The sequence below is a fragment of the Actinomycetota bacterium genome (assembly GCA_030776725.1).
Taxonomy (GTDB): domain Bacteria; phylum Actinomycetota; class Nitriliruptoria; order Nitriliruptorales; family JAHWKO01; genus JAHWKW01.
In genome coordinates this window covers 1-25,557 of sequence record JALYHG010000121.1, presented here as the reverse complement: position 1 = coordinate 25,557, position 25,557 = coordinate 1, and the positions used below count along the sequence as shown (strand labels likewise).

General features: G+C 70.2%; 27 protein-coding genes and 1 pseudogene. 3 read left to right on the top strand and 25 right to left on the bottom strand.

Annotated elements, in window-relative coordinates; genetic code table 11:
* The first annotated feature begins 98 nt into the window (after positions 1–98).
* The gene (locus tag M3N57_05615; GenBank protein MDP9022173.1) at positions 99–758 is read left to right on the top strand and encodes a glycosyltransferase; all 660 of its coding nucleotides are present in this window, start codon (positions 99–101) and stop codon (positions 756–758) included.
* Between the two features lie 31 nt (positions 759–789).
* Here the strand turns inward: M3N57_05615 and M3N57_05610 are convergent, their stop codons facing one another.
* Entirely contained in the window at positions 790–3,177 is a 2,388-nt protein-coding gene (locus tag M3N57_05610; GenBank protein MDP9022172.1) for a hypothetical protein, read from the bottom strand.
* Between the two features lie 54 nt (positions 3,178–3,231).
* Between M3N57_05610 and M3N57_05605 the strand changes: the two genes are divergently transcribed.
* Both M3N57_05605 and M3N57_05600 read left to right on the top strand, forming a co-directional pair.
* The gene (locus M3N57_05605) at positions 3,232–4,056 is read left to right on the top strand and encodes a GNAT family N-acetyltransferase (protein MDP9022171.1); all 825 of its coding nucleotides are present in this window, start codon (positions 3,232–3,234) and stop codon (positions 4,054–4,056) included.
* A complete protein-coding gene (locus M3N57_05600) occupies positions 4,053–4,466 on the top strand; it encodes a hypothetical protein (protein MDP9022170.1) in 414 nt (137 codons plus the stop codon). Before M3N57_05605 ends, M3N57_05600 begins: the two co-directional genes overlap by 4 nt.
* A 34-nt stretch (positions 4,467–4,500) precedes the next feature.
* Here M3N57_05600 and M3N57_05595 read toward each other — a convergent pair whose 3' ends face one another.
* The 24 genes and pseudogenes from M3N57_05595 to M3N57_05480 form a co-directional block, all read right to left on the bottom strand.
* Positions 4,501–5,043, bottom strand: a complete 543-nt coding sequence (locus tag M3N57_05595; protein MDP9022169.1) for a hypothetical protein — start codon at positions 5,041–5,043, stop codon at positions 4,501–4,503.
* 45 nt (positions 5,044–5,088) lie between these two features.
* Positions 5,089–5,574, bottom strand: coding sequence for a peptidylprolyl isomerase (locus M3N57_05590; GenBank protein ID MDP9022168.1), 486 nt, complete (start codon positions 5,572–5,574; stop codon positions 5,089–5,091).
* Between the two features lie 31 nt (positions 5,575–5,605).
* Positions 5,606–6,322 carry a peptidylprolyl isomerase gene (locus M3N57_05585; protein MDP9022167.1) on the bottom strand — a complete coding sequence of 239 codons (717 nt, stop codon included), beginning with the start codon at positions 6,320–6,322 and terminating at the stop codon, positions 5,606–5,608.
* A 227-nt stretch (positions 6,323–6,549) separates the two neighbouring features.
* Positions 6,550–6,669: pseudogene (locus M3N57_05580) on the bottom strand (DUF1232 domain-containing protein).
* Positions 6,670–6,812: 143 nt separating this feature from the next.
* Positions 6,813–8,591 carry a 3-hydroxybutyryl-CoA dehydrogenase gene (locus M3N57_05575; GenBank protein ID MDP9022166.1) on the bottom strand — a complete coding sequence of 593 codons (1,779 nt, stop codon included), beginning with the start codon at positions 8,589–8,591 and terminating at the stop codon, positions 6,813–6,815.
* A gap of 137 nt (positions 8,592–8,728) precedes the next feature.
* Positions 8,729–9,556, bottom strand: a complete 828-nt coding sequence (locus M3N57_05570) for a CPBP family intramembrane metalloprotease (protein MDP9022165.1) — start codon at positions 9,554–9,556, stop codon at positions 8,729–8,731.
* Positions 9,553–10,854 (bottom strand): UDP-N-acetylglucosamine 1-carboxyvinyltransferase, encoded by a 1,302-nt coding sequence (gene murA, locus M3N57_05565; GenBank protein ID MDP9022164.1) that lies wholly within the window; start codon positions 10,852–10,854, stop codon positions 9,553–9,555. The genes M3N57_05570 and murA overlap by 4 nt, the downstream gene beginning before the upstream one ends.
* 36 nt (positions 10,855–10,890) lie before the next feature.
* Complete coding sequence (gene atpC / locus M3N57_05560) at positions 10,891–11,289, bottom strand: ATP synthase F1 subunit epsilon (protein ID MDP9022163.1); 399 nt, start codon at positions 11,287–11,289, stop codon at positions 10,891–10,893.
* A gap of 54 nt (positions 11,290–11,343) precedes the next feature.
* Positions 11,344–12,801, bottom strand: a complete 1,458-nt coding sequence (atpD, locus tag M3N57_05555) for a F0F1 ATP synthase subunit beta (GenBank protein MDP9022162.1) — start codon at positions 12,799–12,801, stop codon at positions 11,344–11,346.
* A 20-nt stretch (positions 12,802–12,821) separates the two neighbouring features.
* Positions 12,822–13,706, bottom strand: coding sequence for a F0F1 ATP synthase subunit gamma (locus M3N57_05550; protein MDP9022161.1), 885 nt, complete (start codon positions 13,704–13,706; stop codon positions 12,822–12,824).
* Between the two features lie 3 nt (positions 13,707–13,709).
* Positions 13,710–15,344 (bottom strand): F0F1 ATP synthase subunit alpha, encoded by a 1,635-nt coding sequence (gene atpA, locus M3N57_05545; GenBank protein MDP9022160.1) that lies wholly within the window; start codon positions 15,342–15,344, stop codon positions 13,710–13,712.
* A gap of 95 nt (positions 15,345–15,439) precedes the next feature.
* Entirely contained in the window at positions 15,440–15,979 is a 540-nt protein-coding gene (gene atpH, locus M3N57_05540; protein ID MDP9022159.1) for an ATP synthase F1 subunit delta, read from the bottom strand.
* Between the two features lie 5 nt (positions 15,980–15,984).
* Positions 15,985–16,572, bottom strand: coding sequence for a F0F1 ATP synthase subunit B (gene atpF / locus M3N57_05535; protein MDP9022158.1), 588 nt, complete (start codon positions 16,570–16,572; stop codon positions 15,985–15,987).
* Between the two features lie 15 nt (positions 16,573–16,587).
* Entirely contained in the window at positions 16,588–16,821 is a 234-nt protein-coding gene (gene atpE, locus M3N57_05530) for an ATP synthase F0 subunit C (protein MDP9022157.1), read from the bottom strand.
* A gap of 82 nt (positions 16,822–16,903) precedes the next feature.
* Positions 16,904–17,737, bottom strand: coding sequence for a F0F1 ATP synthase subunit A (gene atpB, locus M3N57_05525; GenBank protein MDP9022156.1), 834 nt, complete (start codon positions 17,735–17,737; stop codon positions 16,904–16,906).
* On the bottom strand, positions 17,734–18,153 hold the full coding sequence (locus M3N57_05520) for a hypothetical protein (GenBank protein ID MDP9022155.1): 420 nt from the start codon (positions 18,151–18,153) through the stop codon (positions 17,734–17,736). The genes atpB and M3N57_05520 overlap by 4 nt, the downstream gene beginning before the upstream one ends.
* Before the next feature lie 43 nt (positions 18,154–18,196).
* Positions 18,197–18,472: an AtpZ/AtpI family protein gene (locus M3N57_05515; GenBank protein ID MDP9022154.1), complete on the bottom strand. Its 276-nt coding sequence runs from the start codon at positions 18,470–18,472 to the stop codon at positions 18,197–18,199.
* A gap of 115 nt (positions 18,473–18,587) precedes the next feature.
* Entirely contained in the window at positions 18,588–19,766 is a 1,179-nt protein-coding gene (locus tag M3N57_05510) for an undecaprenyl/decaprenyl-phosphate alpha-N-acetylglucosaminyl 1-phosphate transferase (protein ID MDP9022153.1), read from the bottom strand.
* A 3-nt stretch (positions 19,767–19,769) separates the two neighbouring features.
* A complete protein-coding gene (locus tag M3N57_05505; GenBank protein MDP9022152.1) occupies positions 19,770–21,041 on the bottom strand; it encodes a serine hydroxymethyltransferase in 1,272 nt (423 codons plus the stop codon).
* A gap of 62 nt (positions 21,042–21,103) precedes the next feature.
* Positions 21,104–21,691, bottom strand: coding sequence for a low molecular weight phosphatase family protein (locus M3N57_05500; protein ID MDP9022151.1), 588 nt, complete (start codon positions 21,689–21,691; stop codon positions 21,104–21,106).
* Positions 21,688–22,335, bottom strand: a complete 648-nt coding sequence (locus M3N57_05495; GenBank protein ID MDP9022150.1) for an L-threonylcarbamoyladenylate synthase — start codon at positions 22,333–22,335, stop codon at positions 21,688–21,690. Before M3N57_05495 ends, M3N57_05500 begins: the two co-directional genes overlap by 4 nt.
* A complete protein-coding gene (prmC, locus tag M3N57_05490) occupies positions 22,332–23,234 on the bottom strand; it encodes a peptide chain release factor N(5)-glutamine methyltransferase (protein MDP9022149.1) in 903 nt (300 codons plus the stop codon). The genes M3N57_05495 and prmC overlap by 4 nt, the downstream gene beginning before the upstream one ends.
* Complete coding sequence (gene prfA / locus M3N57_05485) at positions 23,231–24,316, bottom strand: peptide chain release factor 1 (GenBank protein ID MDP9022148.1); 1,086 nt, start codon at positions 24,314–24,316, stop codon at positions 23,231–23,233. The genes prmC and prfA overlap by 4 nt, the downstream gene beginning before the upstream one ends.
* 81 nt (positions 24,317–24,397) lie before the next feature.
* Positions 24,398–25,441: a DUF1385 domain-containing protein gene (locus M3N57_05480; protein ID MDP9022147.1), complete on the bottom strand. Its 1,044-nt coding sequence runs from the start codon at positions 25,439–25,441 to the stop codon at positions 24,398–24,400.
* Between the last annotated feature and the right edge of the window lie 116 nt (positions 25,442–25,557).

Here is a 25,557-nt window from a genome sequence, read left to right as displayed (position 1 = left end):
GGGGGGCACACCGTCGCGTTCGTCCACCCGGCGAGCACCGGCGGCGTGCTCGTCGAGCTGGTCGAGGATGGGGAAGCCAGCGGGAAGCCGGCCGCCTCGTGACCGCTAGCGGCACCGTCATCATCCCCGCGTACAACGAGGAGACGACGATCGGTGACGTGATCGACGCGGCGAAGTCGGCGGGACTCGTCGAGGAGGTCATCGTCGTCGACAACGGCTCGACGGACGCGACGGCCGAGGTGGCCCGCCGGCACGACGCTCGCGTCGTCACCGAGTCGCGCGCCGGAAAGGGACGCGCGATGGTCGCTGGTGTCACCGCCACCGACGCCGACGTGATCTGCTTCCTCGACGCCGACCTGGTGGGTCTGCGTGCCGATCACGTCGACCGGCTGATCGGGGCGGTGTCGATCGGCGGGGCGGGCATGTCGCTGGGACTGTTCGACCGCGGTCCGGTCGCGAACTGGTTCTTCCTGCACGTGCTCCCGAAGCTGACCGGCGAACGGGCGATGAGACGTGACCTGTTCGAGTCGCTGGATCCCGAGGACATCGTTGGGTACGAGGTCGAGGCGACGCTGAACTCCCAGGCGGTGCAGCTGGGGCTCGACATCGACGCGTTCGTCCTCGACGGGATGTTCCACCGCACCAAGGAGCAGAAGGAGGCCACGCGTGCCCGCGGCTGGGCGAAGAAGATCGGGATGCTGGCCACCGCCATGGGGGCGTACGTGGCGTACTGGACCGTGCGCCGCTACCGCAGCTAGCGAGAACCAGACCGAACATCCTCAGTGTGGCTCAACGGACCGGCGCCAGCGCCATCTCGCCCGCGCCTTCGTCGCTGGCCCAGTCCGGGTCCAGGGCCGGGGCGCGCAGGATCGCGCCCCGCCCGTCCCACCGCCAGCTCAGCACCGGCTGGTCGCCGTCCCAGGTCAGCCGGTAGCTCAGCCGCCCGGCGTAGGTCGGGGCGTCGGACACCTCGACCTCCTCCCCCCGCCACTCCGGCGGCAGGACCCCGAGGAGCGCCACCGACCCGTCGGGCTGCTCACGCAGCAGCACGGCGCGCACGAAGTTCAGGAAGTCCGCCACGGCCCACCCATGGTGTCCGTCGCCGATGCACCCCCCAGCCAGCTGCGGGTGGATCGCCTCCGGCCACGTGAACGTCGGCGTGGCCGCATCCATCAGCCACTGCAGCCGCCGCCAACCGCGCATCTCCCCCCGTGCCAGTTCGACGAACGCCAGCTGCAGGGTCAGGTAGGTACCGAGACCGGTGTGGGAGATCTGCTGGTAGAAGGCATCGCCGATGCAGAAGTTCTCGCGGATGATGCGCAGCGTCCCGTCGATCAGCGGGTCGTCGGCCGCCATCAGCCCCAGAGGGACCGACGCGGCCAGGGACCCGACCATCCCCGCATCGATGCCTCGGTAGGGCCCGGCGGGGATGAACGGGTGGTCGCGATCTGCGTGTCTGCTCGCCCAGGTGATCGACGCGAGGATGTCGCGCCGGTACCGGTGCGCTGCCGCCTCGATGCGGGTGGCAGCGTCGGGCTGGCCGAGGACGCGTGCGATCTCGGCACCGTCGATCAGCCCGCGCAGACCCCAGAAGTCGTCCCAGTAGTAGTAGTCGAACGGGCCGAGATGCTCCGCGGAGACACCCGCGGGGAGCAGCCCCTGCACACCGCGCGGAGCTGGGGCACGTGCCATCCCCCGACGGGTCCGGGACCTGGGGCCAAGCCGGGTGCGCTCGATCCAGTTCACGCCCGCCCGCACGGCAGGCTCCAGGTCGCGCAGCAGATCGTCGTTCCCGGTGAGGCGATGGTGCTCGGCGATGGCGTGGATGGCCGCACCGTTGGCGTCCCACTCGCGCCACTGGCTGTAGAAGAAACCGTCGCTGCGCTGCCGTTGCGGGTACGTGCGCAGGACGTCCTCGACCTCCTCGTGGAAGCCCCACCGATCGAGCGCTCCGAGCTGGTAGGCGGCATCGCGGAACCAGAAGCGGTGGTAGGTGGACGGCCCCGCGGTGATGTCGCCCGGGTCGTGCAGGATCAGCTGGTAGGCGCGGTTGGCGTCGACCGCGCTCTGCAGGTCGGGGTCCGGCAGCCGGACGTGGAGTCCACGGCGGAGGATCCCCGCCCACCGGCTACGAACGACGTCCACGCGTGCGGCGCGATGCAGGCGGTCGTCGGGGACACGCACCGTACGCCTCGGAGGGAGGGGGACCAGCACGTGGATCCGCTCCCCGGCCGCGACGTCGTACACGACCGCGGCCTGGGCGAGCCCCGCCGGGTCGTCGACGTGCTGGGGCACGGTCGAGGTCGCCCTGCCCCGGATCAGCGTGTGCAGGCTGTCGCCGAGGTGGTAGCCGGACGCCACGTTCCCGACCGGCCGCCACGGCAACAGCAGCGCCACGTCGCCGTCGGCGCGCAGCTGGCGGGCCTCGACCTCGATCGACTGCACAACCGCGAGACCCTCGGGGTTGTACGGCCGCACCGCGAAGGCCACCTCGAGCGCCGCATCCGACCGGTTGGTGACCTCCACGACGGCGAACTCCTCGCCTTCCACGCGGGTCGCCCAAGCCCGCTGGCGGGCCTGCCCACCGGCGACCGCGATGCTCGTCTCCACGACCGGCCGGTCGTCGACCAGCCTCTGGGTGACCTCGGTCTCGCGGCTGGGCAGGTGCCAACCCGCCGAGGATCGCACCCACCAGTCCACCGACCAGCTGTCGTGTCCGGGGGTCACCAGCCCGGCGGGATCGACCATCGCCTCCCACGGCGAGTTGGGGTTGCCGATCGCCGTCCAGTTGCGGTGGGTGACGTTCGCGGCGAACGGCAGGTGACCGCGCGGAACGAACGACGGTGACTCGGGGTCGAGCTGGCGTTCGAGCCAGTACGGCCACAACCAGTCCGGACGGATCTGGGCGGCGCTCCGCGTCCGCAGCGCCCGAACCAGCGTCCGGGCGCCCACGGGGAGCATCTCGGCGGGGGGATGCATCTCCAAGCGCTCGCCGAGGCGCTGGAACGTGGACAGGTGGCGCAGGATGTCGTCGCCGATCCGGAAACGTCTCGCCAAACGCCGCAGAACCGCCCCGCGCCAGTCCACGTTCGATCCCTCCTGACCGACGTCGCCACCTTCTCGCACCCCGCCGCGCTGCGCCACCGTCCACGCCGTCCCATCGCCCCGAACGCGCATGTGGCTGGTTGGTAGCCTCGTTGGAGAGAGCTTCGACGGAAGGGAACCCACCCGGTGAGTTGGGGGACGACGGAGGCGACGACGAGTACGGTCGCCGTCCGCGAGCTGGATGTCGCCCAGGCTCTCGACGACCATTTCCGCCTCCAGGTGCTGGCGTTCGGCCACGTCACGCCATCCGGGGATGGCGTCGTTTCCGACCACGCCGTCATGGCTCAGTGTGGGGTTCCGTCGGTCTTCAACCGTGCGACCGCGCTGGACCTCGAGCACCCTGACCTCGCTGTCGCTGAGGTGCAGCACTTCTTCGGCGACCTGCCACACACCCTGTGGCTGCGCGACGATCGTGTCGTCGAGGACGTCGACCGCCTGCTGCGTACCCGCGGGTACGTGCCTCTGACGCCGGTCTCGGGCATGGCCCTCGCGCTGCCTGCATCCGACCTGCCGGTCCGAGACGGCCACCGAGTGCAGCTACTGACCGATCCGTCGCTCGCCACACGGCTGGCCGCGGTGGCCAGCAGGAGCTTCGGCTTCGGTCGCGGCGATCGGCTGGTGTTCGAGGACCTCGCCCGCAACGTGCTGCGCCACGCCCGCCCGTACCAGCACGGGGCGGTGTACGGCGCCCCCTACGGGTCCGACATCGTGGCGATGGGACTGTTGCTGTGCACCGCTGACCTGGCGGGCATCAGCACCATCGCCACGGCGCCACGCCACCGGCGTCGCGGACTCGCCACGGCGGTGGTCACGCGGGCACTCAACGACGCTGCTGCGCTCGGTTACCGGGTCGCAGGCGTCGTGACCAACCCCGACAGCGGGCGGTTGATGGCCGAGCTCGGCTTCGAAGAAGCGTTGGCGTACCGGGTGTACCGGCAGGTGGCCCGGTGAGGTTCGGCGAGCGTCTGCGTGCGTGGTTCAAGGGAGAGACCAGACGCAAGCCGCCATCGAAGAGCACCGCCGCGCCCTCCGGCGCCGCGGTCAAGGAACTGGAGGAGTTCATCGCGACGCGGGATGGTGTCGAGGGCTACCTGGAGCCCAAGACGGCGATCTACTCCACGACGCTGCTGCTGGTGGCTGCCGATGGCGAGTACCTGCGTCGGCCGGTGAAGGACCGTTCGCACGCCGAGAGCTTCTGTGCCAAGCACGGCGTCCCGGTGTACGACGCGGCGAAGGTGGGCTACCCGCGGCGCATGCGCGACTTCGAGCGGGGGGTGCGTCGCGAGACCGTCCGTTTGGAGGATCTTCCGCCCTGGCCCGGCGGTGACGCCGAGGAGCCCCGCCGGAGCGACGAGGGTTGAGCGGGCCGGTCACGGATCGCCGCCTGTCGCCGGGTCAGTCCCCACGGAGGTGACCCGCCCGTTCGGCGGCCTGCTCGCCGAGCCGGCGGATGACCGCCCCCAGCCGCTCGCGTTCGGCCTCGGGAGCGTCGACGAACCGGTAGCTGGCCTCGGCCACCCGCCACTGGTCGCCCAACCGCAACAGCGTGATCACACCCTGGGCGGTGCCCGCCGCGGTCTGAGCCGTGTACCCGACGAGCGACTGGGCAGGCTCAGTTCCGGCCGTGCGTTCCGAGCCGAGGACCTCGACGGTGACGTCGTCGCCGGCGAGCCGGTGCAGCTCTGACATCAGCACCGCGTGGTCGCGGCGGGTCACCACTGCGCGGTAGGCGGGGGTGACCAGCGCGTAGGACGCCTCCGCCTCGCCACGTAGCGCCGCCTCGGCGAAGCGGCGCGCGACGTCCTCCTCGGGCCGTGGGCCCGTGGTCATGGCAGCCAGGACGACAGCGATCACCGCGACCAGGGCCAGCACTCCGGAACCGACCGCGATGGCGACCACACGCTGGTTGCGGCGTCGGCCGTCGCGCGGTCTGGGCAAGGCGGTCGCTATCGCCGACGGTGCGTCACGGGGCGCGCCGCCGCCTCACGACTCGGAGATCGACACGGTGCGGATCGTGACGTCCTCGCGTGGCCGGTCGTTGGCATCGGTCGGGGTGGAGGCGATCTCGTCGACGACGTCCAGCCCGTCCCGGACCTCTCCGAACACCGAGTAGTTGGGCGGGAGTGCCGCGTCGCGCTGGACGATGAAGAACTGCGACCCGTTGGTGTCGGGGCCGGAGTTGGCCATCGCGACGGTTCCGCGGGGGTAGCCGTGCTGCCGGGCCAGTTCCAGCTCGTCCTCGAAGCGGTACCCGGGTCCGCCCCTGCCGGTCCCGGTCGGGTCGCCGCCCTGGATCATGAACCCCTCGATCACCCGATGGAAGATCACTCCGTCGTAGAAGCCGTTCCGGGCCAGGAACACGAAGTTGTTCACCGTCCGCGGACTGTCAGCCACCAACAGGTCCAACTCGATCGTCCCCTCGGTGGTCTCGACCGTCGCCGAGTAATCGCGTCCGGGATCGATCTGCATCGGTGGCGGTGCGTCGAACTGGTCGGTCACGTCAGGTCCCTGTCGTGGTCGATGTCGGCGAGGCCGCGTCGGTGGGCGATCGCGTCACGGCTTCGATGGTGACATCCTCGATGTAGACCTGCTCCAGGGGGGACTGTCCGGCCAGCGGGACCTCCGCGATCCGCTGCACGGCGTCCATGCCGTCGACGACGTGCCCGAACAAGTTGTACTGCGGCTGCAACGCGTCAGCGCCGCCGGGGAGGACGATGAAGAACTGCGACCCGTTGGTGTCGGGGCCGGAGTTGGCCATCGCGACCGCCCCGGGGGCATACCCCTGGGTCCTGGCGAGTTCCAGCTCGTCCTCGAAGCGGTAGCCGGGGCCGCCGGTGCCGTCCCCTGCGGGGCCGCCTCCCTGGACGACGAACCCGGGAACCACACGGTGGAACGTCAGCCCGTCGTAGAAGCCCTGCTCGGCGAGGAAGACGAAGTTGTTCACCGTCCGCGGCGCCTGGTCCTCGTACAGGTCGACGATCACGTCTCCGCACGACGTCGCGATGGTGGCGCGGTAGTCCGCCGTCGGGTCGATGCGCAGATCCGGCGGCTCGTCGAAGCGGGGCTTGTCCTGACCAGCGGCGGCGGGGACCTGACCGCCGCAGGCGACGCCGGGCGTGGTCTGATCGGCCACGGGGGAGGTGCGGGGCGGCAACAGCGACACGATCATCGCCAGCGCCACGACCACGACGACCGCGCCGATCACACCGGCGGTCATCCGCCGGCGGCGCGTCGCCAGTCGGTTCTGCTGCGCCCTTCGCGCGCGGGCGCGGGCGAGGCTGCGTTGGTGCCCTCGTCGCTTGCCTTTGCCCACAGCCTCTACTTGTCCACGCCGGCGACGACCAGGAGGAGGAAGAAACCGTCGTCGCTCCCCTCCCACAGATCCTTGAGGACGTCGTAGCCGGCGGATCGGAACAGCTGCTGCACGCCCCAGGCGGCGAACGCCACATCGTCCATCTGGCCCACACCCGGGATGAAGTCGGGGATCACGTCCACCGGCGACACCAGATAGGTGGCCACCGCAGCGGCGAGGATCTTCGCCCGGAGCGGGACGCGCGGGTCACGGATGACGTCAGCGAAGAGACGGGCCAGGTCCGGCAGGAACCGGGCGAGCTCCTTCCAGACCGGGGTGCCGGGGCGTCCAGCCCCCGGTTGGGTCGTGGCGGGGCCGCGTTCGGCAGGAAGCGCCCCGCCGCGTTGCTCGGCGCTCATCTGCGGTAGACGTAGAAGCCGCGGCCGGCCTTCTTGCCCAGGTAGCCGGCCTCGACCATGCGGCTGAGCAGAGGCGCCGGCGCGAACGACGGCTCGCGGTGCTCCGCGTGGAGCCGCCCGATGATCGCCAGCGTCACGTCCAGGCCGACGATGTCCATCAGCTCGAACGGCCCCATCGGGTGAGCCGTGCCGAGCTTCATGGCCGTGTCGATCTGTTCGGCGGTGGCGTAGTGCGATTCCAGCATCCTGATCGCGTCGTTGAGGTAGGGGAACAGCAGGGCGTTGACGATGAAACCTGCTCGGTCGCTGCACAGCACCCCGACCTTCCCGCAGTCCTCGATGAACGCGCGGCACTGCTCGATCACGTCCTGATCGGAGCGGACCGTGGGAACGATCTCGACGAGCTTCATCACCGGGGCGGGGTTGAAGAAGTGCAGTCCGACCACGCGATCGGGTCGGGTGGTGGCCATCGCGCACTCGATCACCGGCAAGCTCGACGTGGTCGTCGCCACGACGGCGTCCTCATCGACCGCCCGGTCGATCTCGGCGAACACGGTGCGCTTCACCATCGGGTCTTCGGCGACGGCCTCGATCACGACGTCGCACGGCCTCAAGTGTTCGAAATCCGCGGTGGGCTGCAGGCGTCCGAGGATCTCGACCCGGTCACCTTCGCTGAGCCGGTCCTTGTCGACCAGCCGCTGCAGCCCTTTGGAGATCCCGTCGATCACGCCCTCGGCCTTGTGCAGAGCCCGCCCGCGGACGACGACCTCGTACCCGGCCTGAGCGACGACCTGCGCGATCCCGGTCGCCATCGTTCCGGTGCCCACCACCCCGACGCGGGACCACCCGGCGATCACCGACGGGTCGACCGGGTCCCGCGCCGGCTCGTCGGCGTCCACGACCTGGGACGAGCCGGGCTCGGCGTAACGGTAGAAGCCGCGGCCGGTCTTGCGGCCGTGGTACCCCGCGATGGTCAGGTGTCGCAGAATCGGCTGGGGCGCGAACCGGGTCTGCCGGAAGTGGCGCCAGATCGTCTCGGTGATCCCCAGCATGGTGTCGAGTCCGACCAGGTCGGCCAGCGCGATCGGCCCCATGGGGTGGCCGGCACCGAAGCGCATGGCGGCGTCGACGTCCTCCTTGGTGGCGTACCCCGACGCCACCATGCCGATGGCCTGGTTGAGGTACGGGAACAGCAGCTGGTTGGCGATGAACCCGGGGCGGTCACCAACGACGACGGGGGTCTTGCCGATGCGGACGGCGAAACGCTCCGCACGTGTGACCACCGCCTCGTCCGTCACCGGCGTGCGGACCAGCTCGATCAGCGCCATCACGGGTGCCGGGTTGAAGAAGTGGAAGCCGAGCACCTGGTTGGGATGGCGCGTGTGCACGGCGATGTCCAACACCGGCAACGATGACGTGTTCGTGGCCAGGATCGTGTCCTCGGCGACGTTGTCGTCGACCTTGGCCATGACGTCCTGCTTGAGGTCGAGATCCTCGGGCACGGCTTCGACGACCAGGTCGGCGTCGGATAGTGCGGCGTACTTGGTGGTCCCCGTGATGCGGCCGAGGACGTCGTCGCGTTCGGACGGGTCGAGCTTGCCGTGGTCGACCAGCCGCTGCAGGGAGTAGGCGATCCGCTGCCTGCCGACCTCGACGGCGTCCTCGTCGACCTCGACGAACGTCACGTCGACGCCGTGGCGCGCGACGAGTTCGCTGATGCCCGACCCCATCGTCCCGCATCCCACGACGCCGACCTTGGCGATCTCCTCCGTCACGGGCTGCCTCCTGTCACGACGCCACCCCATCCGGCGATGCTCGGACGCCCGAGCCTAACCGTGTCGAGGGTCGGCCACGACCGCTGCCGCAGCTGGGTCGGTGACGCAGCGGTGACCGTCCGCGCCACTGGGGGCTTTCAGACTGCGCCGGACGTCGGTGATGGTGGGGCGATCACCGCCACGGCCAGCGCGATCGCGTTGAACGTCGCGTGGGCCGCGACCGGCACGACCAGGCTGCCGGTGCGGTGGAAGGCGCCCGCCAGCCAGAAGCCCAGCAGCACCAGCGCGAGCACGCCGAGAAGCCCGGAGGATCGGAACTGGCCGGACTCGTCGACGAGGAGCTCCAGGTGGGTGAACCCCCACACGAACGACGAGATCCCCATCGCCGGGTACAGCCCGAGACGGCCACGCAGCGCCTGGAACAGCACCGCCCGGTAGATCAGCTCCTCGACCACCGGCGCGAGGACGACCGCAGCGGCGACCGCCAGGACCACGGTGGTGACCCCGCCACCGGCGACGCGTTTCAACGCCTCCTGCTGGGGCAACCGCTCGGGATCCACCGACGACACGACGATCTGCAGGACCAGCATCACAACGACCCAGCCGGCCGCTCCGACCCCGAGCCCGACCAGGATGTGTCTGTTGCGGGGGCGCAGTGGCCCCAGCAGGTGCCAGGTCAGCGCCCCGCGGACCCGGAGGTACGCCACGGCGGCCGTGAGGACGACCACCTCGCTGGCGATGCTGAAGCCGAGGAGCACGACGTCGGATCGCGCATCCAGCCCCAACGCCGCCACGAAGCTGCTGATCACGACGATGGCGACCAGGACGATGCCGATCAGGGCGAGACCGTCGCGCCAGGACCACGGCACCTGGAAGGCCTCGGGCGGGTCGGGAGCGTCGTGCCGCCACTCCGGCGGGTGCTGTGGCCAGCGTTCGTCACCGGCGGTGTCTCCGGGCCCGCTCACACCACGCGCTCGATGTCGGCGCCGACCCCCTGCAGGCGCTCGGCGATGGCCGCGTAGCCGCGATCGATGTGGTGCACGTCGTCGATGCGGGTCTCGCCTTCGGCCACCAGCCCGGCGAGGATGCACGCGGCACCGGCACGGACGTCGAGTGAGCGCGCCCGTCCCCCGGTCAGGGGACGTGGACCGCGGATGATGGCGTGGTGGCCGTCGATCTCGATCTCCGCACCGAGCCGCGTCAGTTCGGCGACGAACTCGAAGCGGGACTCGAAGACGTTCTCGGTCACGATGCTGGTCCCGTGCGCCTGGGACAGAACGACCATCAGCTGCGGTTGCAGGTCGGTGGGGAACCCCGGGTAGGGCAGGGTGACCACGTCGACCGGCTGCAGCTCGTCGGATGCGCGGACACGCAGCCAGCCGTCGGTCTCCTCGATGTCGGCACCGATCGCCGCGAGCTTGGTCAGCGGGAGCTTGAGGTGACCGGCGTTCGCTGCCTGGATGCGCAGGTCCCCGCCGGTGATCGCGGCCGCGAACGCGAACGTCCCGGCTTCGATGCGGTCGGGGATCGTGTCGTGGGTGACCGGATGCAGCGCCGGAACACCCTCGACCGTCAAGGTCGGCGTTCCCACGCCGTCGATGCGGGCACCCATCGCGATCAACATCGTGCACAGGTCCTGGATCTCGGGCTCCCGGGCGGCGTTGTCGATGACTGTCTGGCCGTCGGCGAGGACGGCCGCCATCAGCAGGTTCTCGGTCGCGCCGACGCTGGGGAAGTCCAGCGTGATGTCGGCGCCGTGCAGGCGACCGCCCGGAACCCCGACCTCGATCTCCCCGTCGGCTTGCGTGACCTGGGCGCCCATCTGTTCGAGGCCGGTGAGGTGCATGTCGATCCGGCGAGCCCCGATCCGGTCGCCCCCTGGCGGAGCGATGCGAGCCCGTCCCACTCTGCCCACCAGTGGGCCGAGGACCGCGACGGATGCGCGGATCATGGTCACGAAGCGACGCGGAGCCTGCCAGCCGGGCTCGTCGACGTCGATCGTGACCGTGTACGACGTCCCGCCGGGGTCCTCGTCGATGGCGACGCGGGCGCCGAGGCCGGTCAGAACCTGGCCCATGACCGGTACGTCGGCGATCGCGGGAACGTTGTTGACGACCGTGCGGCCCTCAGCGAGGAGCGACGCCGCCATGTGCTTCAACGCGGCGTTCTTGGCACCGTTGACCTGGATCTCGCCGTGCAGCGGCTTGCCGCCGCGGACGACGAGGATGTCGCGCGTGCCGGGAGGGTTGATGGGGGCACTCACCTGTCACAGCGTAGTCACAAGACTACGGCCCGCGGGTCAGCCGCGTTCGGACATCTCGAGGCGGAGTTCGGCGCGGCGCACAGCCCGCTGGATCTCGGCCTCCTCGTCCTCGTCCTGGGGGGTCCGAGCCCGCAGCTCCTCCAGCTCGCTCTCTGCCCGGGCCCGGTCGATCTCGTGGGCAGGTTCGGCCATGTCGGCCAGGACAGCTAGTTCGTTCTCACGGAAGTACAGGTAGCCGTTGTGCACGGCGAACGACTCCCAGCTGCCGTCCTCGAGCTTGATACGCACTGGGGCGATGTCGAGCGCGAGCAGCGCGGGCTGATGGCCGGGGAGGATCCCGATCTCGCCCTCCATCGAGCGGGCGTACACCTCGGCGGCCTCGCCGGAGAACAGCTCCTGCTCGGCGGAGACCACCTGCACGCGCATGGTCGCCATGATGCTCCTCGCTCGTGCCGTCCTGCGCCCAAGCCGCTCGCGACCGCGCCCCGCTCAGGACTCGTCGAGCTCCTTGGCCTTCTTCTTGACGTCGTCCATGCCCCCCGCGAAGTTGAACGCCTGCTCGGGGTACTCGTCGAGCTCCCCCTCGAGCAGCGCCTTGAACGATGCGACGGTCTCGTCGACCGAGACGTACTTGCCGGGCATCCCGGTGAACTGCTCGGCGACGAAGAACGGCTGGCTGAAGAACTGCTCGATCTTCCGCGCCCGCTCCACGGTCAGCTTGTCCTCTTCCGCGAGTTCCTCGACGCCGAGGATCGAGATGATGTCCTGCAGGTCGCGGTACTTCTGCAGCACCTGCTGGACCCGTTGTGCGACGTCGTAGTGCTCCTGGCCCACGACCGACGCGTCGAGGATGCGACTGTTGGAGTCCAGGGGATCCACCGCCGGGTAGATGCCCCGCTCGGAGATGTCACGCGACAGCACGGTCTGGGCATCCAGGTGCGCGAACGTGGTGTGCGGCGCGGGGTCGGTGATGTCGTCCGCCGGGACGTACACCGCCTGCAGCGACGTGATCGACCGACCCCGGGTGGAGGTGATCCGCTCCTGGAGGTTGCCCATCTCGTTGGAGAGGGTCGGCTGGTAGCCGACCGCGGACGGCATGCGGCCCAGCAGCGTGGAGACCTCCTGGCCGGCCTGGACGAAACGGAAGATGTTGTCGATGAACAGCAGGACGTCGAGGCGTTCCTCGTCACGGAAGTACTCGGCCATGGTCAGGGCCGACAGGGCCACGCGCAGTCGCACACCCGGGGGTTCGTCCATCTGGCCGTACACGAGCGCCGCCTTCTCCAAGACACCAGACTCTTGTGTCTCGAGCCACAGGTCGTTGCCCTCACGGGTCCGCTCGCCCACGCCGGCGAACAGAGACACGCCGCCGTGCTCCTCGGCCACCCGCCGGATCATCTCCATGATGATCACTGTCTTGCCGACTCCGGCACCGCCGAACATGCCGACCTTGCCGCCGCGGACGTACGGCTCCATCAGGTCGATGACCTTGATGCCGGTCTCGAACATCTCGGTGCGGGGTTCGAGATCCTGGAACGGCGGGGAGTCACGGTGGATCGGCCAGTGGACGTCCGCCTCGATGTCTTCGTCGGTGTCCAGCGCCTGGCCGAGCACGTTGTAGACGTGGCCGAGCACACCGCTTCCGACCGGGACCGTGATCGGCCCCCCGGTGTTGCGCACGGGCGTCCCACGGACGACCCCGTCGGTGGGTTGCATCATGATCGCCCGGACCGTGTGGTCACCGATGTGCTGAGCCACCTCGGCGGTGAGCTCCTCAGCCTGGCCGGTCTCGACCTCGCGTGCGAACTTCAGCGCGTAGTGGATCTCGGGGAGGGCCGCGCCCGGCGGGAACGTGACGTCGACCACCGGGCCGATCACCCGCAGGATCCGCCCGTCTGCGTCGGTCGCTTGGTCCGTCTGTCCGCCTGCCTGTACGTCTGTGGCCATCTCGCGTCCTTGTCTGGGTCCTACTCGGCCAGGGCTTCGGCGCCCGCAGCGATCTCGGAGACCTCCTGGGTGATCGCTGACTGGCGGGCCTGGTTGAGGTCGCGGCTGAGATCGTCGATCATCTCCTCCGCGTTGTCGGTCGCTTGCGACATGGCCCGCTGGCGCATGGCATGCTCGGACGCGGCCGACTCGAGCAGCGCCGCGTACACCTTGGCTTCGACGTAGCTGGGGATGAGCCGGTCGAGGATGTCCTCAGGATCCGGCTCGAACATGAACTCTGCGGGCAGCTCCTCACCGCCCTCGAGTTCCTCCACGTCCACCGGCAGGATCTGCATCGCGTTGGGTACCTGCCGTATCCGGGACTGGAAGTCGGTGTAGACCACCCAGACGCGGTCGAACTCCTCGTTGGCGTACCCCCGCATCAGCGTGTCGGCGATCGGTGCGGCGTCCTCGATCTGCGGTTGCTCGGAGAACCCGGTCCAGGCCTCCTCCACCGGACGGTCCCGGAACGCGTAGAACCTGACGCCCTTGGTCCCGGTCACGAACAGCGCGATGTCGTTGTCGTTGTCGTCGGCCTCGCGGTGGATCAGCTGGTCGGAGCGTTGCAGCACGTTGGCGTTGTACGCACCAGCCAGCCCCCGATCGGATGTCACGACGCAGATCGCGACCCGGTCGATCGAGTCGTGGGGGGCCAGGAGCGGGTGGTCCTCCACCGCCTCCGAGGCCACGAGCCCGCGGAGGATCTCGTGGATCAGCTCGGCGTAGGGGCGAGCTGCCTCCATCCGTCGGATGGCGCGCTGGATCCGCGACGCGGCGATCATCTCCATGGCGCGCGTGATCTGCTTGGTGCTCTCGACCGAGCTGATCCGCTGACGCAGCTCACGCAGCTCGGATGCGCCGGCCACCGGTCAGGCCTCCGCGGCTTCGGTGTCCTCCTGATCCTCATCCTCGGAGGCGGACATCACGTCCCAGCCGGCGTTCTCCTCGTCGGTGTCCTCGTCCTCCTCCGAGGGTTCGAACTGGTCGACGAACCCGTCCACTGCCGTGCGCAGCTTGTCCTCGACCTCGTCGAGCTTCGCGGTCTGCAGGCGATCGAGCAGATCGCCGTGTCGGGAGCGCATGTAGTCGCGCAGTTCCTGCTCGAAGCGTTCGATGTCGTCGACGGGGACGTCGTCCATCCGGCCGTTGGTCACCGCCCAGATGGTGACGATCTGCTCACCGACCGGGACGGGCTCGTACTGCGGTTGCTTGAGCACCTCCACCACCCGCTCACCCCGGGCGATCTGGCGCTGCGCGGACTTGTCGAGCTCCGAGCCGAACTGGGCGAAGGACTCCAGCTCGCGGTAGTTGGCCAGGTCGAGTCGGACCCGCCCGGCGATCTTCTTCATGACCGGCACCTGGGCGTTGCCGCCCACGCGCGAGACCGAGCTTCCGGCGTTGACGGCAGGACGCACACCCTCGTTGAACAGTTCCTGCTCGAGGTAGATCTGCCCGTCGGTGATCGAGATGACGTTGGTCGGGATGTACGCCGAGACGTCACCGGCCTTGGTCTCCACGATCGGCAGAGCGGTCAGCGACCCGGCCCCGTTGGCGTCGTTCAGCTTCGCGGCACGCTCCAGCAGACGGCTGTGGGTGTAGAAGATGTCACCCGGGTAGGCCTCGCGACCCGGCGGCCGGCGCAGCAGCAGCGACAGCTGGCGGTAGGAGTCCGCGTGCTTGGACAGGTCGTCGTAGACCGCCAGGGCGTGCTCACCGTTCCACATCCAGTGGTTGCCGATCGCGGCGCCCGAGTAGGGGGCGATGTACTGGTACGCGGCGGGGGTCGACGCTGCGGCGTTGATCACGACGGTGTACTCCAACGCACCGTGCTCTTCGAGCCGCTGCACGACCTCGGCGACGGTCGAGCCCTTCTGGGCGATCGCGACGTAGATGCACTTCACGGCCCGTTCGGTCCCCCAGAACTGGCGCTGGTTGATGATCGCGTCGACCGCGAGCGCGGTCTTGCCGGTCTGGCGGTCGCCGATGATCAGCTCGCGCTGGCCACGGCCGATCGGGATCATCACGTCGATGGCCTTGATCCCCGTCTGCAGGGGTTCGGTGACCGGCTGGCGTTCGACGACCCCGGGCGCCTGCACCTCCAGGTTGCGGCGCCCCTCGATGCGCGAGTCGTCGAGCGGGCCTTTGCCGTCGACCGGCCGCCCCAACGGGTCGATGACCCGGCCCAGCAGCGCATCGCCGACCGGGATCGACAGCACCCGACCGGTGCGCTTGACCGTGTCGCCTTCTTCGACGCTCGACCAATCACCCATGATCACCGCGCCGATGGTGTCCTCCTCGAGGTTCATGGCCAGCCCGAACAGGCCACCACCGAAATCGAGGAGTTCGCTCGCCAGCGTCCCCGGCAGGCCGGTGATCTCAGCGATGCCGTCGCCGCTCTCGATGACACGCCCGACCTGCTCCTGCTCGACGTCGGCCTCGAAGTCCTCGACGAGCGAGCGGAGCGCCGAGGACACGTCCTCTGGTCGGATCGTCAGCTCAGCCATGCCGTGTGCTCCTTGTCGCTGGACGCCAGGCAGACGGCCCGGCGCGCTGGGTCGAACGGTACCCGCTGACGGCCAGGACCGTCACCGGTCCGTGGTCATCCGCTCAGCCGCCCGCGAACCTCATCGAGTCGACGTGCGACCGACCCGTCGATCACGGTGTCGCCGATGGTCGCGCGCACGCCGCCGACCACCGCAGGGTCGACGAACACCTTGAGCTCGAGGTCCTTGCCGGTGATGCCCTCGAGCGCCTGGCGTAGCCGGTCGCGCCGGTCCTGGTCGAGGGGCACGGCGACGTAGACCTCGGCGAGCTCGCGTTGTCGCTCTGCGGCGGCACGCTCGGCGACACGGCGGGCGATCTCACCGAGGTCGCGGACCCGGCCGGCGGTCACGAGGAGCGCCATCGCCGTCCGCGTGGCGGGGTGCGCGGCCTGTAGGATCCGGTCGATCACCTCGAGACGGCGCCCCGCCGGCAGCTGCTGGTCGGTGAGCGCGTCGTGGAGCTCCCGGTTGTCACGGATGGCGCGGGCGATCCGCAGCAGCTCATCGTCGACGGCGTCGAGCGCGCCCTCCCCGCGGGCGACCTGCAGGATCGCTTCGGCGTAGCGGCTCACACGGTCGGTGTCGGCGTCGCTCACCAACGTCACTCACCCTCACCGGCAGACGTCCCGGCCGGAGCGGTCCCGACCTCGCCGTTGCCGGAACCGGCGAGCTGCTCGATGTAGCGGTCGACGAGGCCCTGGTGCGCTTGCTGGTCGAGCTCCTTGTGCACGATCTTCTCGGCGAGCTGGATCGACAGGCGTCCCACCTCCGACCGCAGCTGCTGCACCGCGCGCTCGCGTTCTGCGCGGACCTCAGCCTGTGCCCGCTCCACGATCGACTCCGCCTCCGAGTCGGCCTTGGCGACGATGTCGCGGCGGAGCGCCTCGGCGGTCTCGCGTGCCTCCTCGATGATGCGGTTGGCTTCGCCGCGGGCGTCGGACAGCTGCTCCTGGTACTCGTCGCGGATGCGCTGGGCCTCGTTCAGCGTCTCCTGCGCCTGTTCCTGGCGGCCCTGGATGCTGGCGGCCCGCTCCTCGAGGACCTGGTTGATCCGGGGGAACGCGATCTTCTGCATCACCCAGTAGAAGATCCCGAACGCGACCGCGCCCCAGAACAGCTCCGCCGGCGCCGGCAACACGGTCGGGATGCCCCCGCCGCCCGCACCAGCGAGCTGCATGACGTCGATCATCGCAGTCTCCGTTCGTCAGGTCAGGAAGAACAGCACGAAGCCGAACAGCGCGAGCGCCTCGACGAACGCGATCCCGATGAACATGGTCGTTCGGACCATGCCGGCTGCTTCGGGCTGGCGGGCCATCGCCTCGACCGCCTTACCCACCAGGTAGCCGATGCCCAGGCCCGGCCCGATCGCCGCGAGCCCGTACACCAAGCCCTTGCCGATCGAACTCACGCCTCCGGCTTGAGCGAGGATTATCTCCATGTGGTTCCGTCTCCTTCTCGCGACGCCCAGCGGGGCGCGGTCGCGGACCGCCGGCGGTCACCGGGCGGGCTTCGGGCAGTCGTTAGTGCTCGGGGTTCATGGAGCTGCTGATGTACACGGCGGTCAGGATGGTGAAGATGTAGGCCTGGAGCGCGCTGATCGCGATCTCGAAGCCGATCATGGTCGGTCCCGCCATGAAGCCCAGCAGGACGCCGATGATCGACCCCTTCATGTTGAAGGTCAGGCTGTGGATGTCGAAGAAGAACGCGTTCGCACCGATGAAGATGATCGTCAGGATGATGTGGCCGGCCAGCATGTTGGCGAACAGACGGATGGACAGGGTGAGTGGGCGGACCACGAAGGTCGACAGCACCTCGATCGGGATCACGAGCGGCATCACCCAACTGGGGACACCGGGTGGGAGCGCGACGCTGCGCATGTACTGCCGCCCACCCTGCTCCTTGATGCCCACCAGGACGAAGATCGTCCACGTGACCAACGCGAGGAACGCGGGGAGGGCCATCCGTGACGTGATGGGGAAGTTGATCAGAGGGGTGACCTCGAAGAGGTTGCCCAGGAAGATGAACGCGAACAGCGTGGTCAGGAACGGAACGAAGCGCAGACCTGCCGGGCCGATCACCTCGATCACGACGTAGTCGCGGATGAAGCCGACGATCGACTCCATCACCGCCTGGAACTTGCCAGGGACCACCTTCGGGTCGCGGAAGGCCCCCACCCACAGCGCGGTGAGGATCGCCACCGCAACGAACGTCAGCAGTGCAACGCGGTTGAACCCCAGCGGGATGCCCAGGACCGTGACGTTCTCGAAGAACAGCGCCGGGTACTCGAACATGTGCTCGAGCGCCGGGACCTCGAACAGCTGGGTCGGCTCGGTGGCGAGGACCGACGCGGTCAAGCGGTCTCCTTCCGGTCCGGCTCGAGTGTCCAGAACTCGGGATGGCTGAGGGCGACGTACCCCTCGTACCCGAGCAGGAGTACCGTAGCGCCCGCGACGGTGACCGCGAGGACCGGCGTATCGACCGCAGGGACCGGGTCGAGCGCCAGCGCCGTCAGCCCCAGCCCGAACAGCCGGGCACCCGACCCCCCCAGCGCGACGGCACCGACCATCGTGGGCTTGCAGCGGGCGGCCCAGTGCAGCGGCAAAGCGCCCGCCGCGAACCAGAGCACCGTCAGCGCCACCGCACCGGCTGCGGTGACGGCGCCGCGCGGGCCCCTCAGCGCAGCGGCGAGGCCTGCAACCGGCAGGAGCAGCATCAGACCCAGCCCTGCGGCAGCCCGTGCCATGACGTACTCGGCGGTGGCGTGGGGCACGTGCGGGACCCTCATGCGGGAGGTGGGCGGCCCACGGAGGTCGTCAGTCGAAGGCCTCGCGGGCGCGGCGGACACGTTCGTCATCGGCTGCTCCCCCGTCGGCCACCATCCGCAAGTACAGCAGGTAGTTCCCGAGGACGAACCCGAGGACGCCCCCCACGATGACGCCCCACGGGGAGGTGTGGAAGGCGTAGGTGTCGGCCAACCACCCGATGGCGCCCCAGGTGAGCGGAGCGGCGACGAACTCAGCGAGCATGGCCGTCCCCTTATCCACGTCGCGGTACGCCGCGGTGCGGTCTGGGCGCTCGGAGGGACGCATGCTCGGCGGACGCTAGCAGTGGCTCGGCACGCCGGTCAAAGCTGCGGCAGGGCCGATCGACCCGGGAACGACAGCGGGCAGGAGGGTGACCGGGGAGCGGGCTGCCGACGGTCTGTCACCCACTGCGACGCTGGGCGCCGGCGTGGTCGGTGCCCTCGTCGTCCTCGTTGGCGTGGGCACGACGCAATCCTGCTGCGGTCGCGAGCGCGCCGCCGACCGCCAGAAGGGTGACGGCCACCAGGACGGTGCGGACATCGAGGTACGCGACCCCCACCGAACCGAACGCCGCCACCGCCGACCAGTAGTACAGCGTGAGCACAGCCTGACGGTGGGTGACACCGAACCGGAGCAGGCGGTGGTGGAGGTGGCCTCGGTCGGGCGTCGAGACCGGCTGGTGGCGGTACACCCGGCGCACGATCGCGAACAGGATGTCAGCGAACGGGATCGCCAGGATGAAGGCGGGGATCAGCAGCGGGACGGGGGTCAGGAAGTCGACGTAGCTGGGGTCGACGCTGCGCCCCACGAACGCGATGCCGCTGCTGGCCAACAGCAGGCCGAGCAACATCGAACCGGTATCCCCCATGAAGATGCGGGCGGGGTGGAAGTTGTGCCACAGGAACCCCAACGACATCCCGGCGATGGCCGCCGCGACCAGGGTGGCCGAGGTCGGCGCAGACTCGGCGATCCCCCGCGTCTCCGCGGCGTGGACGAACCAGAAGAAGGCGATCGCCGAGATCGCCGACACGCCAGCGGCGAGACCGTCCAGCCCGTCGATGAAGTTCATGGCGTTGATCATCGCCACGATGAACAGCACGGTCAGCGGCACCCCCAGGTCGGGGGACAGCACGACCACACCGACCCCCGGGATCCAGGCGTACACGACCTGGATGCCCTGCAGGACCACCATCAGCGCCGCGAGGGCCTGGCCGCCGAGCTTCACGGGGGGCGACAGACCGCGGGTGTCGTCGAACACCCCGACCACGGCGATGACCAGCACGCCCAGCGCCAAGCCGAGCGGCTCCGAGGTAGCGCGGAACACCGCGGCGAACGGGGCCAGGCCGGAGCCGCCTGCGTCCAGCCCGACCTGGGCCAGCAGCCACGCCACGCCCATCGCAGCCGCGAAACCCGCCAGCAACGCCAGACCTCCCAGCGTGGGGATCGGCCGGACGTGGACCTTGCGGGGCTCTGCAGGCAAGTCCACCGCCCCGAGCCGGCGCGCGAGCCGCTCCACCGGCGGGGTCACCGCGAAGGTGACGGCTCCCGCGACGACGAACACCGCGGCGAAGGCGAGCACCGATCAGTCGGAGACCGGGATACCGGGCGCAGCGAAGCTCGAGGTCACCTCGCGGACCTCGACGGCGATCTTGTCGAGGGTCTCCTCGTCGTCCCGCTTGGCGGCCTCGACCGCCTGCTCGATCCAACCAGCCAGCACGCGCATCTCGTCGGATCCCATCCCACGGCTGGTCACCGCCGGGGTGCCCAACCGGATCCCGGACGGGTCGAACGGTGTCCGTGGGTCGAACGGCACCGTGTTGTAGTTGCACACGATCCCGGCCCGGTCGAGCGCCTGGGCGGCTGGTTTGCCCGGGATCCCCTTGCTGGTCAGGTCCACCAGGATCAGATGGTTGTCGGTCCCGCCGGAGACGAGGTCGAAGCCGTGCCCGCTCAGCTCGTCTGCCAGCACCTGGGCGTTGGCCACCACCGCGGCGGCGTAGTCACGGAACGCCGGCTCGGCGGCCTCGCGCAGCGCCACCGCGATCGCAGCGGTGCCGTGGTTGTGGGGGCCGCCCTGCAGCCCGGGGAACACCGCACGGTCGAGGGCTTGGGCATGCTGTTGGTCGCAGAGCAGCATCGCCCCGCGTGGACCGCGCAGCGTCTTGTGGGTCGTGGTGGAGATGACCGGGGCGTGACCGACCGGCGACGGGTGCACGCCACCGACGATCAGTCCGGCGATGTGGGCGACGTCGGCGACCAGGAGGGCGTCGACCTCGCGGGCGATCTCGGCGAAGGCCGCGAAGTCGATGGTCCGCGGGATCGCGGTCCCGCCGCAGAAGATCAGCTTCGGCCGCTCACGCCGGGCGACGTGGCGCACCTGGTCGTAGTCGATCCGGCCGGTCTCCTCGGCGACGCCGTAGGAGACGCTGCGGAACCACCGCCCCGTCACCGACACCCGCCAGCCGTGGGTGAGGTGGCCACCGTGTGGGAGCGACATCCCCATGACCGTGTCGCCCGGCTCCAGGAACGCGAGGTAGATGGCGAGGTTGGCCGGCGATCCCGAGTACGGCTGCACGTTGGCGTGATCGACCCCGAAGAGCCGCGTCGCGCGCTCGATCGCGAGCAGCTCGACCTGGTCGATGACGTCCTGGCCCTCGTAGTAACGGCGACGCGGGTAGCCCTCGGAGTACTTGTTGGTCAGCACCGAGCCGGTGGCTTCCAGCACCGCCCGCGAGACGTAGTTCTCCGACGGGATCAGGCGGATCTTGTCGCCTTGACGCCGCTCCTCGTCGCGGATGAGGCGGGCGACATCCGGGTCGACGGTGGCCAGCGCGGGGGCACCGGGGGTGGGCATGCCGACTCCTGCGGCGTGGAGCGTTCGAGCCAGACTACCGCGGTCGGGCCCGGGTCCCTGGGTCAGCGGCTCGCGGGGCCGAACAGCACCGGCGCCACCGCAGCCACCAGGTCGTCGATCTCGGCGGCGCAGCGCCGGTAGCCCTCTCTGGGACCGCCGTAGGGGTCGGCGACGTCATCAGCCGTGGCGTCTGGCGGGACGTAGGCCCGTGCCCGGTGTGCGGTGCGCGCGACCTCGCGGAGCCGCTGTCGGGGTGACAGCCCCTCGGGAGGGGCGTCGACCTCGCGCGTGAGCCGCGCGAGTTCCTTCAACGTGAACACGCGCTCCTTGGCCGCTGGGGTGAGCTGGACCAGCGCGCGACGGTGCGCTTCCGTCATGGCGATCACCACGTCGGCCGCGCCGACGAGGTCCGCCGTCGCGGCGGCACCGCGGTGACCGGACAGATCCAGGCCGCGGTCGCCGGCCTCCTGGCGCATCTCGCCGACCGCCGCACGCCCGACCAGACCGTGGACTCCGGCGCTGCGGACCCGGACCGCAGCAGTGGAGCCGAGCCGCCGGCGCGCCTCGCGCTCCAACAGCTTCTCGGCGAAGGGGCTGCGTGCGATGTTCCCGGTGCACACCACCAGGACGTCGGCCACGTCGTGGTTCATGCCGATCGCCGCTCACCGCGCGCCACGGCCATGACCTCGTCGGGCGGCAGATCCCCGTCGCGGATCAGGTACGGCTCGGGGCGGGTCAGGTCCACGATCGTCGACGGCCGGATGCCGGTCCGGGGACCCCCGTCGACGTACACCGCCACGGCGTGGCCGAGCGCCATCCGAGCTGTCGTTGCGTCGTTGGCCGGCGGCTGACCGGACAGGTTCGCGCTCGTGACGGCCAGCGGACCGACCGCGCGGATGATGTCGAGGGCGATGTCGTCGCGGGGCTGACGCACCGCGACCGTCCCCTGGTTGTCGCCGATGTCCCACCCCAGGTCCGGGTCGCACTCGACCACGATCGTGAGGGGACCCGGCCAGTAGGCGGCGACGAGCCGCTGGACGGCAGCGGGCACGTCGGCGACCAGTCCCGCCAACTGTGTCTCGCTGTGGATCAGGACCGGGAGCGGGTAGCGGCGTGAACGCAGCTTCGCGGCGAAGATGCGGGCGGTGGCCGCAGGGTCGAAGGCGTCGGCCGCCACGCCGTACACCGTGTCGGTCGGCATGACGACGAGCTCCCCGCGGCGCAGCGCCTCAGCGGCACGGTCAACGGCCTCGTCACGGTCGTCGCCGATGGCGCTCACCACCTCGGCCGTCACGAGCGGTCCTGCGGCCGGCGGGCGGTGAGCACCCGGTCGCGTCCGGTGAGGTCAGCCACGACGTGCACGTCGGTGTACCCGCTGCGGCGGGCCGCTGCGGCGACGGCGCCGGCGCGCGTCTCAGCGAGTTCCACCAGCAGATCCCCCCCGGGACGCAGCCACGCGGCGGCCTCGTCCAGCAGACGGTGCACGACCGCGTTCCCACCCGCGCCCGCGACCAGCGCGTCGCGCGGCTCGTGGCCACGCACCTCCGGAGTGGCCTGGGCGACCTCGCCCGGTGTGAGGTACGGCGGGTTGCACACCACCACGTCCACGGTTCCGCGCAGGTCAGCGGGAACCGGATCGAAGAGATCACCGTGGACGACCCGGCAGGTGCTGCCTGCGCCGTGGACGCCCCGCTCGACGCGGGCGAGGTTGTGCCGCGCAAGTGCGACCGCGCGCGCGCAGCGGTCGGTCGCGACGACGTCGGCGGCGTGCACCTCCGTCGCCACGGCGAGCGCCACCGCACCGGTCCCGGTACACGGCTCGACCACGGTCGCCCGGCCGCCGTCGCTGGCGGCGCGCCGAGCCGCCTCGATCGCCAGGCCGGCCAGGATCTCGGTCTCGGGGCGGGGGATGAACACCCCTGCACGGCAGGTGATGTCCAGGTCACGGAACCCGGTCGTTGCCGTCAGGTGCTGCAGCGGCACCCGGGTGGCGCGGACAGCGACGAGGTCGGCCAGCTGGCGCAGACGGCGGTCGTCGACGTCGGCGGTGGTCGCTGTACGCACCGTGGCCGCATCGGCGTCCAGGGCGTGGCGAGCCAGCGTCAACGCGTCCACTTCCGGGTGCTCGACACCGGCGCTGGCGAGCGTCGAGGCGTGCGCTCGCACCACCTCCATCAGGGCGACGGCGGTCATCCCACGTCCCGCTGCGGCTGGTCGTCCTCCGTCAGTTGGGCGCTGCGGCCGGCCTCGAGCAGGGCGTCGATGAGCTCGTCGAGGCCGCCGCCGAGCAGTCCGTCCAGGTCGTGGGTGGTGAACCCGATGCGGTGGTCGGTCACCCGTGACTGGGGGAAGTTGTACGTGCGGATCTTCTCGCTGCGGTCGCCGCTGCCGATCTGGCCGCGGCGGGCATCGGCGCGTTCCTGGGCAGCCCGGTCCTGCTCGAGCTGGAGCAGCCGCGAACGCAGGATCCGAAGCGCCTTCTCACGGTTCTGGTGCTGGGACTTCTCGTCCTGGCACGAGACGACCAGCCCGGTCGGCAGGTGCGTGACGCGCACCGCCGAGTCGGTCGTGTTGACGCTCTGCCCGCCCGGGCCGCTCGACCGGTAGACGTCCACCCGCAGATCGGCCGGATCGATGTCGACGTCGACTTCCTCGGCGGCGGGCAACACCGCGACCGTGGCGGTGGAGGTGTGGACGCGGCCCTGCGATTCCGTCCGCGGTACCCGCTGGACCCGGTGCACGCCCGACTCGTGCTTGAGGCGGGAGTAGGCGCCGCGGCCGCGGACCTCGAAGACGACCTCCTTCGCGCCGCCGATGCCCTGCTCCGACAGCGACAGGACCTCGGTCTGCCAGCCGCGGGACTCGGCGTAGCGCGCGTACATGTCCCACAGTTCCCCGGCGAACAGTCCGGCCTCGTCGCCTCCGGCTCCGGCCCGGATCTCGACGATGACGTCCTTCGCGTCGTTGGGGTCGTCGGGGACCAGCAGCGTCTGGAGCCGCTCCTGGAGTGCCTCGAGCCGCCCAGCCAGCTCGTCGGCCTCGGCGCGCATCAGCTCGCGGTCATCGCCGGACGCTTCCCGGGCCATCTCCCGGGCCGCCTGGAGGTCCCCGCTGACCTGCCGGTACTCGCGGTAGGTCGCCACGAGGTCGGACAGCTCGCCGTGCCGCTTGGCGAGCTGCACGTAGCGCTGACCGTCGGCGAGCACGGCCGGGTCGGCCAGCTGCTGTTCCAGCTCGCCGTAGGTGCGCTCGACCTCGTCGAGGCGGTCGAACATCTTCGATCCTCGTGGTGACTGACGGTGGGGGGCCGGTGCGTGCGGCGTCGTCGGACGGTCGGGGCTGGCGACGCCGTGTCGCTAGTGCCCGTCGGCGACCGTCTCCGGGGGCGTGGCGGGTGTGACCGGGCTGTCGTGCGGGGCGTCGCCGTGGGCGTCCACCGCCACGGTGCTGGGCAGACCCACGGTCCGCCCCTCCAGGTCGCGGTCGGGCACGACCGCCTCGAACGCCCGGATCGCGACCTCGATCTGGTCGGGCGTCGGCTGACGGGTCGTGATCCGCTGCAGCCACAGGCCGGGCAGCATCAGGGCACGGACCAGCGGGTTGCGCTCACGGGAGGCACCCAGCCGGATGCCTTCGTAGGCCAACCCGGCGACCACCGGCAACAGCACCACGCGCAGGGCGACGTGGTACGTCACTGCGCCGATCCAGCCGATCCCGGCGGGGGGCGGGACGAGCGCTCCCGCGACCGAGTACACCAGCAGGGCCAGGACCATCACGATGACCAGGAAGTTCGTGCCGCAGCGCACGTGCAGGGTCGAGTAGCGGTCGACGTGCGCAGGGTCGAGCGGCTCGCCGTGCTCCCACGCCGCGATCGTCTTGTGCTCGGCCCCGTGGTACATGAACACGCGCCGGATGTCGGCCATCAGCGAGATCGACGACAGGTACGCCAGGAAGATCGCGATCCGCAGCAGCCCTTCGACCAGGTGGTAGGCGACGCCGTCGCCGAGCCAGCCGCGGAGCATCGCGAGGACCACGTTGGGCAGCACGATGAACACCGCGATGAAGAACACGACCGCCAGTGCGAGGCTCCCGCCCAGCGCCCGCCCGTCGAGCGGCTCCTCGTCCTCGTCGATCGCCTGCCGCGCGGAGATGCCCAGCGCCTTCACACCGATGGCCATCGCGTCGAACATCGCGTACACGCCGCGCAGCATCGGTCGCCGGAACGCCGGGTGGCGGCTGGGGAAGTCGGAGACGGGGTGACGCTCGATGTGGATCTGTCCGGACGGGCGGCGCACCGCCACCGACCAGGTGTCGGCGCCCCGCATCATGACACCCTCGATCACGGCTTGTCCCCCGTAGTAGTGGGGGGCAGCGCGCGGCGGAGAGCTGTGACCGTCCATGGCCTACTTCTTGCCCGTCGCCTTCTTGGTCGGCTTGGTCGTCGCCCGCTTCTCCTCGGTCTTCTCCAGGCGACGCTGGAATCGGTCCACGCGCCCACCGGTGTCCACCAGTTTCT

Coding starts and splice junctions, on each gene's coding strand:
- M3N57_05610 (MDP9022172.1), bottom strand. CDS start 3,177: ATGCGCGTTCGGGGCGATGGGACGGCGTGGACGGTGGCGCAGCGCGGC.
- M3N57_05590 (MDP9022168.1), bottom strand. CDS start 5,574: ATGCAGATCGATCCCGGACGCGATTACTCGGCGACGGTCGAGACCACC.
- M3N57_05585 (MDP9022167.1), bottom strand. CDS start 6,322: ATGACCGCCGGTGTGATCGGCGCGGTCGTCGTGGTCGTGGCGCTGGCG.
- atpC (MDP9022163.1), bottom strand. CDS start 11,289: ATGGCGACCATGCGCGTGCAGGTGGTCTCCGCCGAGCAGGAGCTGTTC.
- atpD (MDP9022162.1), bottom strand. CDS start 12,801: ATGGCCACAGACGTACAGGCAGGCGGACAGACGGACCAAGCGACCGAC.
- atpA (MDP9022160.1), bottom strand. CDS start 15,344: ATGGCTGAGCTGACGATCCGACCAGAGGACGTGTCCTCGGCGCTCCGC.
- atpF (MDP9022158.1), bottom strand. CDS start 16,572: ATGATCGACGTCATGCAGCTCGCTGGTGCGGGCGGCGGGGGCATCCCG.
- atpE (MDP9022157.1), bottom strand. CDS start 16,821: ATGGAGATAATCCTCGCTCAAGCCGGAGGCGTGAGTTCGATCGGCAAG.
- M3N57_05515 (MDP9022154.1), bottom strand. CDS start 18,472: ATGCGTCCCTCCGAGCGCCCAGACCGCACCGCGGCGTACCGCGACGTG.
- M3N57_05505 (MDP9022152.1), bottom strand. CDS start 21,041: ATGCCCACCCCCGGTGCCCCCGCGCTGGCCACCGTCGACCCGGATGTC.
- M3N57_05500 (MDP9022151.1), bottom strand. CDS start 21,691: ATGAACCACGACGTGGCCGACGTCCTGGTGGTGTGCACCGGGAACATC.
- prmC (MDP9022149.1), bottom strand. CDS start 23,234: ATGACCGCCGTCGCCCTGATGGAGGTGGTGCGAGCGCACGCCTCGACG.
- prfA (MDP9022148.1), bottom strand. CDS start 24,316: ATGTTCGACCGCCTCGACGAGGTCGAGCGCACCTACGGCGAGCTGGAA.
- M3N57_05480 (MDP9022147.1), bottom strand. CDS start 25,441: ATGGACGGTCACAGCTCTCCGCCGCGCGCTGCCCCCCACTACTACGGG.